The organism is Halofilum ochraceum, assembly GCF_001614315.2.
In the GTDB taxonomy this organism is placed as follows: domain Bacteria; phylum Pseudomonadota; class Gammaproteobacteria; order XJ16; family Halofilaceae; genus Halofilum; species Halofilum ochraceum.
In genome coordinates this window covers 41,656-53,692 of record NZ_LVEG02000020.1, presented here as the reverse complement: position 1 = coordinate 53,692, position 12,037 = coordinate 41,656, and the positions used below count along the sequence as shown (strand labels likewise).

The window sequence follows — 12,037 nt, the reverse complement described above, 5'->3', positions numbered from 1 at the left end:
CCGGCGGAGTACGGCGATGCATACCCGAAATGCCTTGGGCGCCGGGAAAGACCGGCCTACACTCTGCCAGCTTGGCCCTTGGCCCTTGGCCCTTGGCCCTTGGCCCTTGCTCTGTCGCCACCTGTCGATGCGCGCGGCCAACCTGCTAATATACGCCGTCCCCGCGGTACCAGGCAAAAGCACATGCACTTTTTCACCCCGTGCGCGACGCCGGTCCGCTTGCGGCCGCGTGCGGCGATCATGACCGGGCCCGCACGGCCCATCCAACCTGCTTGCGAGGCCGATCGATGCGGATGATCGCCGCGGAATGGCGCGCGGCCGGCGCGCTCGCGGGGATCTATGCCCTGCGCATGCTGGGCCTGTTTCTCGTGCTGCCGGTGCTGGCGCTGGCGGCGCGCGACTTCGGCGGCGCCACGTCGCTGCTGATCGGCGTGGCGGTCGGCATCTACGGCCTCACCCAGGCCGCGCTGCAGATCCCCTTCGGATTCGCCTCCGACCGCTTCGGCCGCAAGCGCGTGATCGCCGTCGGCCTGCTCCTGTTCGCCGCCGGCAGCGCGCTCGCCGCGGTGGCGGATACGATCACCGTCCTGATCCTCGGCCGGGCGCTGCAGGGCGCGGGCGCGATCGCCGCCGCCCTGATGGCGCTGGCGGCCGATCTCACCCGCGACGGCGTACGCACACGGGTGATGGCCATCATCGGCATCAGTATCGGCGCCTCCTTCTCGCTGGCCCTGGTCGTCGGCCCTCTGGTGAACGCCTGGTTTCATCTGGCGGGGGTGTTCTGGCTGGCCACCGGGCTCGGGCTGCTGGCGCTGCTCCTGCTGTATACCGTCGTGCCCACTCCGCGCGTTCAGCGGGTGCACCGGGATGCCCGCCCCTCCGGCGCGCAACTGCGCGCCGTGCTCGCGAATGCAACGCTGCTGCGCCTCAACGGCGGCATCTTCGTCCTGCACATGATCATGACCGGCACGTTCGTCGCCGCGCCGCTGGCGCTGGACGCGGTCGGCCTCGCCGCGGCCAGCCACTGGGAGGTGTATCTGCCGGTATTCGGCGGCTCGCTCGCGCTGATGGGCCCCTTGGTGATGCTGGCCGAGCGCCACGATCGCACGCGGCCGGTGTTCATCGTCGCGCTGGCGCTGATCGCCGTCGCCCATGCCGGGCTCGGCGTATACGGCGATACGGTCTTCGGGATCGGTCTGGCGCTGCTGCTGTTCTTTGCCGGCTTCAACGTCCTGGAGGCCAGCCTGCCGGCGCTGGTCTCCCGGGCCGCGCCGGTTGCGCAGAAGGGGACCGCGATGGGCGTGTATTCGACCTGCCAGTTCCTCGGCGCCTTCGTCGGCGGTGTCGGGGCCGGGTTGCTCGAAGGCATCGGCGGCCCGCCCCTCGTATTCGCCGCCCTCGGCGTCGCCGCCGCCGGCTGGCTGTTCGTAGCCCGCTCCATGCGCGTACCGCCCCCCGTTACCAGCTACGTCGTCCCGCTCGATGGCGAGGCGGGCAACAACGCCGAGAACATCGCACGACGCCTGTCCGGCCTGCCCGGCGTCGAGGAGGCCGTGGTCGTCGCCGAAGAAGGCGTCGCCTACCTCAAAGTCGACCGCCAGACCTTCGACCAGACCGAACTGCAGCGAGCCGGCTTCAACAAGTAGGCCGGCTTGCGACCGAAGGCATCGCTGCGAGGAGCCGCAGGCGACGTGGCAGGAGCCAGCCGGCGGACGAGGCCACGGTCTTGTGCGGCGGCTGCCGGCTGTTGCCTACGGCAAAAGCCGGCCTACGATCCTTGGCCCTTGGCCCTTGGCCCTTGGCCCTTGGCCCTTGGCCCTGCCGCCTGCCGCCTGCCGCCTGCCGCCTGCCGCCTGCCGCCTGCCGCCTGCCGCCTGCCGCCTGCCGCCTGCCGCCTGCCGCCCGCCTGTGGCATAATCCGCCGTTCCGCCGCGGGAACCATCCACCCGCTCGCGGGACCCGGCATACGAATTCAATAACGGCGCGAATGGACCTGCGCCGCGAAGGAGAAGACCCATGGCCAGAGGCGTCAATAAATGCATCTTCATCGGCAACCTCGGTGCCGATCCGGAGACCCGCTATACCCCGAGCGGTGTGGCGGTCACGAACATCCGCATCGCGGTGTCGGAGACCTGGAAGGATCGGCAATCCGGCGAGCAGCAGGAGCGCACGGAATGGGTGCGCGTCGTCGGCTTCAACCGCCTCGCCGAGATCATGGGCGAGTACCTGCAGAAGGGCTCTCAGGTCTATGTCGAAGGCCGCATGCAGACCCGCAAGTGGCAGGATGACCAGGGCAACGACCGATTCAGCACGGAAATCGTCGCCAACGACATGCAGATGCTCGGCGGCCGCGGTGGCGGCGCCGGTGGTGGCGGCGGCGCGCCCGGTGGTGGCGGTTCCGCTCAGCGCGGTGGCGGCGGCCAGCAGGGTGGTGGTCAGCAGGGCGGCGGTCAGCCCCCGGCGGACGATTTCGACGACGACATCCCGTTCTGAGGCCACGCGCTGCATGCCGGTAGCGTCGCGGTGACGCGCCGGTGTGCAGCGACCTTGCCGGCCGCGCACGAGCAGCTATAGTTGATCGGCCGGACAGCGAACCGGCCAACGCCTGCGGGGGAGGTCGTCCGGATGATCCGGGCGCGCCCTGCGGGCCGTTTCCGCAGCACGCAAGGACGGATAACGCATGTCGCTCCCCCCGCTCGATCAGGCCCGCGTCGGCATCGTGGGCCTTGGCTACGTCGGCCTCCCGCTGGCGGTCGAATTCGCGAAGCACTTCGAGACCGTCGGTTTCGATATCAAAAGCGATCGCATCGCCCATCTGCGCGAAGGGCGTGACGACACGCGCGAGGTCACGGCCGATGAGCTCGCCGACGCCGATCGCCTCCACCTCACCGACGACCCCGCGGCGCTGCGCGGCTGCGATATCTTCGTCGTCACCGTGCCCACGCCCATCGATGCCCATCGCCAGCCGGATATGCGGCCGCTGCTGGGCGCCAGCGAGACCATCGGACGGGTGATCGGCAAAGGCGCGATCGTCGTCTACGAATCCACCGTCTACCCGGGCGCGACCGAAGACGTCTGCATCCCGGTCGTCGAGCGCGTATCCGGCCTCGCGTACAACACGGACTTCTACGCGGGCTACAGCCCCGAGCGCATCAACCCCGGTGACCGTGAGCACCGTGTCAGCGGCATCATGAAGGTGACGTCCGGCTCGACGCCGGAAGTCGCCGAGTACGTCGATGCGCTCTATGCCCGCGTCATCACCGCCGGCACGCATCGCGCCGGCAGCATCCGCGTCGCCGAGGCCGCCAAGGTCATCGAGAACACCCAGCGCGACGTCAACATCGCGCTCATCAACGAACTCGCGGTCCTGTTCGATCGCCTCGGGCTCGATACCGAGGACGTGCTGCGCGCCGCCGGCACCAAGTGGAACTTCCTGCCGTTCCGCCCGGGCCTGGTCGGCGGGCACTGCATCGGCGTCGACCCGTATTACCTCACGCACAAGGCGCAGTCCGTCGGCCATCATCCCGAGATGATCCTCGCGGGCCGCCGCCTGAACGACAGCATGGGCGAGTACATCACCTCGCGCGTAATCAAGCTCATGCTCCAGCGCCGCCTGCAGATCGTCGACTCGAAGATCCTGGTGCTCGGGCTTGCGTTCAAGGAGAACTGCCCTGATCTGCGCAACACGCGCGTGACGGATATTATCCGGGAATTCCGCAGCTACAGCGCCGCGGTGACCGTGCACGATCCCAACGTCGATCGCGATGAAGCGATGCACGAGTACGGCCTCGCACTCGCGGACGTGGACGAACTCGGCGAGGGCGCCTTCGACGCCGTCGTCCTGGCCGTCGCGCACCAGCAGTTCCGCGACCTGGGCGCCGAAAAGCTCCGCCGCTGGCTCAAGCCCGATGGCGTGCTGTTCGACGTCAAATACGCACTCGATCGCGATGTGGTCGACGGGCGCCTGTGAGGGCAGGGCCAAGGGCCGGGAATGGTCGGTTCGTTTCCGGCTTGCGTAGGCGCGTTTTCGGCGAAGGCGAACGCGCGCATTCGGCGTGCACCGGCCCTGATGGGCCCGATGCGGCGTGCGGGTACGATCGCGAGCAAGCTCGCTCCTACAGGTGAACGTGCACCGACCGTCAGGATTCATGCAGGAGCGAGCTTGCTCGCGATGATTCGCTGCACACGGCCCTGTCACGCACGGACGTTGCATAGAATCCGGATCACGCAAGGATCAACGGAGCCAAAATGAAAGTCCTCGTCACCGGCGCCGCCGGCTTCATCGGCTATCACGTCGCCCAGGTGCTGCTCGAGCGCGGCGACACCGTCGTCGGGCTGGACAACCTCAACGATTACTACGACGTCACGCTCAAAGAGGCGCGACTTGCCCGCTTGCAGCCGCATGAGCGGTTCCGTTTCGAGCACGTCGATGTGGCCGACCGCCCGGCGATGGAGCGCGTCTTCGGTGACGGCTTTGACCGCGTCATCCACCTCGCAGCCCAGGCCGGCGTGCGCTATTCCATCGAGAACCCGCATTCGTACATCGACAGCAACGTCGTCGGCTTCATGAACATCCTCGAGGGCTGTCGCTACAACGCCGTCGAACACCTGACCTACGCCTCGACCAGCTCCGTCTACGGCGCCAATACCGCCATGCCGTTCTCCGAGAGCCAGGGCGTCAATCACCCGCTCGCCATCTACGCCGCCACCAAAAAGGCGAACGAGATGATGGCGCACAGCTACGCACACCTGTTCCGGCTGCCGACCACCGGCCTGCGCTTCTTTACCGTCTACGGCCCCTGGGGCCGCCCGGACATGGCGCTGTTCAAGTTCACCAAAGCGATCCTGAACGGTGAGCCGATCGACGTCTTCAACTACGGCGAGCACAAACGCGATTTCACCTTCGTCGACGACATCGCCCAGGGCGTCGTGGCCGCCAATGACCACACCGCCGAACCGGATCCCGACTGGGACAGCGATAACCCCGACCCGGCCAGCAGCAACGCCCCGTACCGCATCTACAACATCGGCAACAACAAGCCGGTCGACCTGATGCGCTACATCGAAGTGCTGGAACAGGAACTCGGCCGCAGCGTCGAGAGAAACCTCCTCCCCATGCAGCCCGGCGACGTGCCCGACACCTGGGCCGACGCCAGCGCCCTCCAGCGCGACTGCGGTTACAGTCCCGACACCCCGGTGGAAGAGGGCGTGCGCCGGTTCGTGCAGTGGTACCGCGACTACTACGGCGTCTGATTCGCCTGCCTCGTTACCACTTGCCCGGAACGTAGGCCGGCTTGCGACCGAAGGGAGCCAGCCGGCGGACGAGGCCACGGCCTTGTGCAGATGCATGCCGGCTGTTGCCTCCGGCAAAAGCCGGCCTACGCTGCTCGCCTCGGACGTAGGCCGGCCTTGCGCGGTTCGGGACGGTCGATAACGGCCCGGGCATCTCACCGCGCAATGCCGGCATTCCCCGGCGGTCGCTGCCGGTGCATACCCCGAATGCGAGGCACGCCGGGAAAGGCCGGCCTACAACCCGTCGCCCAAAGTATCCCGTATTGCCGCGTTCCGGCACGGCGCCACTGTAGGAGCGAGCTTGCTCGCGATCGTGCCCGCACGACGTATCGGGCGCACCAGCGCCGGTGCACAGCGAATGCGCGCGTTCGCCTCCGGCGAAAACGCGCCTACGATCCTGCCGCCTGCCGCCTGCCGCCTGCCGCTCCACCTCCCGCAAACGCCCCAAACCGCGTACAATGCGCGCCCTGACGCGCATCGCAGCGCCTCCCCGGGCCCCGCCCGATGACCCCGCAAGCAAGTACGGAAAGAAGAACATGACACGACTCGTCGAGCCGCACGGCGGCAGCCTCAAAGTAGGCTATCTCGCATCGGACGCCGCCGCCGAACTGGCCGCGCAGGCCGGTGACTTCCCCGAATGGAGCCTGACGCACCGCCAGCTCTGTGACCTCGAACTGCTCCTCAACGGTGGCTTCTCGCCGCTCGAGGGCTTTCTCACGCAGGCCGACTACGAGTCCGTGCGCGACGACATGCGCCTCGCCGACGGCACCCTCTGGCCGATGCCGATCACGCTGGACGTCTCCGAGGAATTCGCGACCAAGGTCGAGGGCGCGAGCGCCGACAAACCCATCACCGTCGCGCTGCGCGATGCCGAACACGTCCTGATCGGCGTGATCGACGTCACCGACGTCTACCGCCCCGACAAGTCGCTCGAAGCGAAACACGTCTTCGGCGCCGACGACAGCGCGCACCCGGGCGTGCACTACCTCCACAACCGCGCCGGCTCGGTCTACCTCGGTGGGCGCGTGCGCGGTATCGAGGCGCCCACGCACTACGATTTCAAACACCTGCGCAACTCGCCCACCCAGCTGCGCGAGTTCTTCGAGAAGGTCGGCTGGACGCGCATCGTCGCCTTCCAGACGCGCAACCCCATGCACCGCGCCCACCAGGAACTCACGTTCCGGGCCGCCCAGGAGGCCGAGGCCAACCTGCTGATCCACCCGGTCGTCGGCATGACCAAGCCGGGCGATATCGACCACTTCACGCGGGTGCGCTGCTACGAACTCATCCTCAAGCGCTACCCCGAGCAGACCACGTCACTTTCGCTGCTGCCGCTGGCCATGCGCATGGGCGGGCCGCGCGAGGCGGTCTGGCACGCCATCATCCGCAAGAACTACGGCTGCACCCACTTCATCGTCGGCCGCGACCACGCGGGCCCCGGCAAGAACTCCGCCGGCGAGGACTTCTACGGCCCCTACGACGCCCAGGACCTCATGGAGCGCTACCGCGACGAGCTGGGCATCGGCATGGTCCCGTTCAAGGAAATGGCGTTCGTCGAGGAGCGTGGCCAGTACGCTCCGGCCAGCGAGATCGACGCGAGCGAGACCGTCCTGAAGCTCTCCGGTACCGAGGTGCGCCGCCGCCTGGAAGAGGGGATCGACATCCCGGACTGGTTCTCCTATCCCGAGGTCGTCCAGGAACTGCGGCGCTCGCGCCCGCCGAAGAACCGCCAGGGCTTCACGGTCCTGTTCACCGGCCTCTCCGGCTCCGGCAAGTCGACCATCGCCCATGCGCTGCTCAGCAAGCTCATGGAACTCGGGGGCCGTCCGGTCACGCTGCTCGACGGCGACGTCGTGCGCAAACACCTGTCGAGCGAACTCGGCTTCTCGAAGGAACACCGCGAGCTCAACATCCAGCGCATCGGCTTCGTCGCCAGCGAGATCACCAAGAACGGCGGTATCGCGCTGTGTGCCCCGATCGCCCCGTACACGGCCACGCGCCGAATCGTACGCGAGATGATCGAGGCCGAGGGCGGCTTCGTCGAAGTCCACGTCGCCACACCGCTCGAGGTCTGTGAAGAACGCGACCGCAAGGGCCTCTACGCCCGCGCCCGCCGCGGCGAGATCAAGAACTTCACCGGCATCTCGGACCCCTACGAGGAACCGCAGAATCCCGAAATCCGCCTCGACACCCAGGACGTCAGCCCCGACCAGGCGGCGCACGATATCGTGCTGAAGCTCGAGAAGATGGGGTACATTAAGTAGGGCCAAGGGCCAAGGGCCAAGGGCCAAGGGCTGAGGGCTGAGGGCTGAGGGCTGAGGTGGGGCGTGCCGAGGGGCTGCTTCTGGTACGCAATCAGATAGCGGAGCCATGGATGCGCTTCGAAGACCTGGATGTATGGAAGCGGGCCGCTCGCCTCAGTGCGGGCTTGTACCGGGCGCTCGAAGGTTCCCGCGAATACGGATTCAAGGATCAGATAACCCGGTCCGCGCTCTCTGTTGCCAGCAATATTGCCGAGGGCTACGAGCGTGACACAGACCGAGACCGCGTAAAGTTCCTTCACTACGCCAAGGGTTCTTGCGGAGAGCTGCGCAGCCAACTCTATATCGGGATGGAAGCTGGATATGTGCCGTCCGAACAGGGCCGGGCTTGGATCAAAGAAACCCGCGAACTGTCAGCAATGCTGCGCGGCCTCATCAAAGCCTGGAAAAGCACATAATCCTCCCTGAACTTTAAATCCTTGGCCCTTGGCCCTTGGCCCTTGGCCCTTAGCCCTCAACCAACGCATCCGGTATCCTACCCACCCAATGCCAACCAAAACCCCCGGGATTTCACAAGGATGAACGTAACCGTCTTCGGCTCAGGCTACGTAGGCCTCGTCACCGGCGCCTGTCTCGCCGACGCCGGCAACAAAGTCCTCTGCGTCGACATCGACCCAGACCGCGTCGAGCGGCTGAAGCGCGGCGAACTCCCCATCTACGAGCCCGGCCTCGCCGACCTGATCACCGGTGCTCGCGAACTCGGCCACATCGACTTCACCACCGACGCCGCCCGCGCCGTCGCCCACGCCGAAGTCCAGTTCATCGCGGTCGGGACGCCCTCGGACGAGGATGGATCCGCCGACCTGAAGCACGTCCTCGCCGTCGCCCGTACCATCGGCGAGCAGATGACCGCGCCGAAGATCGTCGTGACCAAATCCACGGTCCCCGTCGGTACCGGCGACAAGGTCGAAGCGGCCCTGCGCGAAGCCCTCGACAAACGCGATGCCGACCACCGCTTCGACGTCGTCTCGAATCCGGAATTCCTGAAAGAGGGCGCCGCGGTCGCCGACTTCATGAAGCCCGACCGCATCATCGTCGGCGGCGAAGACCATGACGCCATCGAACGTCTGCGCGAACTGTACGTCCCGTTCTCGCGCAGTCACGAGAAACTGATCGTCATGGATCGCCGCTCCGCGGAACTGACCAAGTACGCGGCCAATGCCATGCTGGCCACCAAGATCAGCTTCATGAACGAGATGGCCAACCTGGCCGAGCGCCTCGGCGCCGACATCGAGCACATCCGCAACGGCATCGGCTCCGATCCCCGTATCGGCTACAGCTTCATCTACCCCGGCTGTGGCTACGGCGGCTCCTGCTTTCCCAAGGACGTAAAGGCGCTCGAATGGACCGCCCGCGAGCACGGCTACCAGGCCCGCCTCGTCCAGGCCGTCGAGGCCGTCAACGACGACCAGAAACGCACCCTCGTCGACAAGGTCCAGCGCCATTACGACGGCAATCTCAAGGGCCGCACCTTCGCCATCTGGGGCCTCGCCTTCAAACCCAACACCGACGACATGCGCGAAGCCCCCAGCCGTGTGCTTATGGAAGCCCTGTGGAAAGCCGGCGCCAACGTGCGCGCATTCGATCCTGAAGCGATGGACGAATGCCGGCGCATCTACGGCGAACGCGACGACCTGACCCTGTGTACCACGCCGGAAGAGACCCTGAACGGCAGCGACGCCTTGGTCGTCGTCACCGAGTGGAAAGTCTTCCGCAGTCCCGACTTCGAATTGATCCACAAAAAAGTGGCCGACCGCGTCATCTTCGATGGCCGTAACATCTACAGCCCCGAGTTTGCCAGGCGGCACGGCCTCATGTATTACGGTATCGGCCGTGGTCGGACCAGTCTTGAAACCACATCGCACCGGGGGGCTTAAACGAGGCATTGTTATCCGGCGTAAGTGCTCGCCGCGGCAGGTTGGACAGTGAATCGCCGCGCATAAGCCGATCGGCTCCAACAGGAGATAGAGCGAGGACCGTCAGCGGATCAGGCTCCCTGCCATTCCGTGAATTGCCCCGTACGGAGGCGGCAAGGGGGGAGGGGTGGCAAACGCATTCCACCGGCCCCGGCGACAGCGGGTGGTCTATAAAGGCACCCGATCGCCTTCAAATAATCGGTAGTCAATCATATGGCCGACCGATCCAATAAGAGTCTCTCAGACTGGCTCTTGGCTCACGCGAAGGGATCTGGCCTGAAAGCGCAACTGCTGCGCGGCGCGGCGGGCAGCGCTGGGATTCTCGCCGGCGATCGCCTGATCGCACTCCTGCTTAGTATCCTTCTCGCCCGGTTGCTTGGCGCCGAGGGTTTCGGCGTCTACGCGCACGCAGTCGCAATAATGACGCTTGCGAGTGTGCTCGCCGAAGCAGGGGTTCCCACCCTTCTTATGCGAGAAGTCGCGGCAGCCCGAGTAAGGCGCGATTGGCCAACCGTTCAGGGTGCAGTACGACGCGGGTCGCAGTTAGCGGTAGCCGCCGCTTCAATCGTCGCATTGGCGGGGCTTGGTCTGCTTACAATTTTCTCCGACAGATTGCAGCAACCCGCGCTTTTGACCTTGAGCCTAATGCTCGCGATGCTGCCCATCGCAGCAGCGGCGAAGGTTGTCGTTTTTGCCCTGCGTGGGTTGAATCGGGTGTTGATCGGCATTGCGATCAATTCAGTCGTGAAAAAGGCCCTGGTGTTGGTCATTGTCGTTACCGTATTTGCGATCTGGCCTGCACTCCGCGAACCCCACGTCGCAATGCTCGCTGAGCTTTTGGGCGTGCTTGCCGTGCTCACTATCGGTGTGGTTATTCTCTCGCATAGCTGGTCGATCGAAATGGGTTCCGCGCCGCCGAAACACGAGGATCTTAAATGGCTGAAAAGCCTTCCACCGTTTATTGTTATCAGCGGCGCAAGCGTTATCAACGCGCAGATCGACCTGATAATGCTTGGAATGCTCCGGACACCCGAGGACGTGGGCGTGTACCGTGCAGTGGTTCACGGCGCAACGCTTGTCGGTCTCGGATTGCAGGTGGCAAATCCGATCCTTTCTCCTCGGTTCGCAGGCATGTACGCGTCCGGAGAAATGCGCACCCTCGAAACATTGGTACGCCGTGCCACCCGCGTTATCTTTATTGTAGCGATCCCGGTGATCGGGGCATTCTTTATCGCCGGGGACTCGATACTCGCGACCGTATTTGGTGTCGATTTCGCACGAGGGCATACCGCGCTCGCGGTACTCGGAGTTGCGCAACTGATTAATGTGGCGACGGGGCCGATGGGGATACTGTTGAGTATGACCGGAAACGAGGCAACGAACAGCAAGCTTTTGCTTGCCGGGGCCGCAGTAAATATTATCCTGAACGGCGTCCTTATTCCGATATTTGGTATTTTAGGTGCTGCAGTCGCGACATCGTGCGCGTTGGTACTGCGTAATTGCCTTCAGGCATGGATGGCGTACAGAATCCTCGGAATATCAATTATGGGCGCAGCGCGCGAATAATATGGTCGAATGCGAATGATATTGGGAGCTGCATGTAGGAAGCTGGGTAGATACGCTATGCTCGCCGAGAGTCGATGTCGACTCTCGGTCGAACGTTTTCAGGGGAGATGTATAGTCCATTTCGTGCATATGGGGAAAACGGCCGGAACGGCACTGCAGAACGCATTGATTGACTACAACTCTCGGAAAAACCGAGAGTACTACTTTGTTCCGCATCGACACACATTCACTATTTCGGACGTGCCGGTCGAAGAGTTTTGTCTGTTTACGATCCGGGATCCTATAGCGCGGTTCGTGAGCGGGTTTTACAGCCGTAGAAGGGAGGGGCTACCACGTCTTCGCAGCGCGCACACAAGAGCCGAAGCGGCCGCATTTTCGCGGTACGGGAACGCGGTTGAACTGGCGGAGGCACTCTGTGGGAGTGCATCTGATCGGGCGTGGGCTGCCAATGCAATGAACGCGATCGGACACGTGAAATCATCGTATTGGGATTGGTTCCGCGGCGAACTCCTGCTGGAAGAAAATAGAAGCAAAGTTGTCGGTGTATTGCGCCAGGAAAAGCTCTCGGAGGATGTCGGCTACCTGCAGAAGGGGCTTGATCTGGGGTCGGGACTTCAGCTTCCGGGGTCCAGTATCCACCGACATCAGAATCAGTATGGGGACGAAACTGAGCTTTCCGCGATCGCCAGGGAAAATCTCAAACGATGGTACGCCCGAGACTACGCGTTTATCGTCGCGGTCGAAGAGATATTTGGGACACCATATGCAAGACGGCCAATGGAGTAATGTCCTAATGCATGCGTAAACGGCCGCGTTTACGAGTGCGGTGGGTTGGACGGCGCCGCCCCGTCGCCGGGTGATGGCCTGTCGGTCCACCTGCTCTAGGTATTGATGGATATCCTGCGGCCGGTCCGCCTGCGGGGTCATCAGGGCACGAGCGGC

The 12,037-nt window shown here is 64.6% G+C and carries 9 protein-coding genes; all 9 read left to right on the top strand.

Going from position 1 to position 12,037, the window contains the following annotated elements; translation table 11 throughout:
* Positions 1–287 precede the first annotated feature (287 nt).
* The 9 genes from A0W70_RS15245 to A0W70_RS17210 all read left to right on the top strand — a co-directional run bounded on the left by A0W70_RS15245 (position 288) and on the right by A0W70_RS17210 (position 11,881).
* The gene (locus A0W70_RS15245) at positions 288–1,646 is read left to right on the top strand and encodes an MFS transporter (RefSeq protein WP_067563915.1); all 1,359 of its coding nucleotides are present in this window, start codon (positions 288–290) and stop codon (positions 1,644–1,646) included.
* A 370-nt stretch (positions 1,647–2,016) separates the two neighbouring features.
* Positions 2,017–2,493 carry a single-stranded DNA-binding protein gene (ssb, locus tag A0W70_RS15240; RefSeq protein ID WP_067563910.1) on the top strand — a complete coding sequence of 159 codons (477 nt, stop codon included), beginning with the start codon at positions 2,017–2,019 and terminating at the stop codon, positions 2,491–2,493.
* A gap of 187 nt (positions 2,494–2,680) precedes the next feature.
* Positions 2,681–3,970, top strand: a complete 1,290-nt coding sequence (locus A0W70_RS15235; protein ID WP_067563907.1) for a nucleotide sugar dehydrogenase — start codon at positions 2,681–2,683, stop codon at positions 3,968–3,970.
* A 278-nt stretch (positions 3,971–4,248) separates the two neighbouring features.
* Positions 4,249–5,253 carry an NAD-dependent epimerase gene (locus A0W70_RS15230; RefSeq protein ID WP_067563903.1) on the top strand — a complete coding sequence of 335 codons (1,005 nt, stop codon included), beginning with the start codon at positions 4,249–4,251 and terminating at the stop codon, positions 5,251–5,253.
* Positions 5,254–5,828: 575 nt separating this feature from the next.
* Positions 5,829–7,556, top strand: a complete 1,728-nt coding sequence (locus A0W70_RS15225) for a bifunctional sulfate adenylyltransferase/adenylylsulfate kinase (RefSeq protein WP_067563898.1) — start codon at positions 5,829–5,831, stop codon at positions 7,554–7,556.
* A 110-nt stretch (positions 7,557–7,666) separates the two neighbouring features.
* Positions 7,667–8,011, top strand: a complete 345-nt coding sequence (locus tag A0W70_RS15220; protein ID WP_067563893.1) for a four helix bundle protein — start codon at positions 7,667–7,669, stop codon at positions 8,009–8,011.
* 120 nt (positions 8,012–8,131) lie between these two features.
* Positions 8,132–9,490 carry a UDP-glucose dehydrogenase family protein gene (locus A0W70_RS15215; protein ID WP_067563890.1) on the top strand — a complete coding sequence of 453 codons (1,359 nt, stop codon included), beginning with the start codon at positions 8,132–8,134 and terminating at the stop codon, positions 9,488–9,490.
* A 252-nt stretch (positions 9,491–9,742) separates the two neighbouring features.
* Positions 9,743–11,095 carry a flippase gene (locus A0W70_RS15210; RefSeq protein ID WP_067563888.1) on the top strand — a complete coding sequence of 451 codons (1,353 nt, stop codon included), beginning with the start codon at positions 9,743–9,745 and terminating at the stop codon, positions 11,093–11,095.
* Between the two features lie 9 nt (positions 11,096–11,104).
* Positions 11,105–11,881 (top strand): sulfotransferase family 2 domain-containing protein, encoded by a 777-nt coding sequence (locus A0W70_RS17210; protein ID WP_342670086.1) that lies wholly within the window; start codon positions 11,105–11,107, stop codon positions 11,879–11,881.
* The last annotated feature ends 156 nt before the right edge of the window (positions 11,882–12,037 follow it).

Bases quoted from the DNA above. Each gene is read 5' to 3' on its own strand.
- A0W70_RS15245 (WP_067563915.1), top strand. From the start codon at position 288: ATGCGGATGATCGCCGCGGAATGGCGCGCGGCCGGCGCGCTCGCGGGG.
- ssb (WP_067563910.1), top strand. From the start codon at position 2,017: ATGGCCAGAGGCGTCAATAAATGCATCTTCATCGGCAACCTCGGTGCC.
- A0W70_RS15235 (WP_067563907.1), top strand. From the start codon at position 2,681: ATGTCGCTCCCCCCGCTCGATCAGGCCCGCGTCGGCATCGTGGGCCTT.
- A0W70_RS15230 (WP_067563903.1), top strand. From the start codon at position 4,249: ATGAAAGTCCTCGTCACCGGCGCCGCCGGCTTCATCGGCTATCACGTC.
- A0W70_RS15225 (WP_067563898.1), top strand. From the start codon at position 5,829: ATGACACGACTCGTCGAGCCGCACGGCGGCAGCCTCAAAGTAGGCTAT.
- A0W70_RS15220 (WP_067563893.1), top strand. From the start codon at position 7,667: ATGCGCTTCGAAGACCTGGATGTATGGAAGCGGGCCGCTCGCCTCAGT.
- A0W70_RS15215 (WP_067563890.1), top strand. From the start codon at position 8,132: ATGAACGTAACCGTCTTCGGCTCAGGCTACGTAGGCCTCGTCACCGGC.
- A0W70_RS15210 (WP_067563888.1), top strand. From the start codon at position 9,743: ATGGCCGACCGATCCAATAAGAGTCTCTCAGACTGGCTCTTGGCTCAC.
- A0W70_RS17210 (WP_342670086.1), top strand. From the start codon at position 11,105: ATGCGAATGATATTGGGAGCTGCATGTAGGAAGCTGGGTAGATACGCT.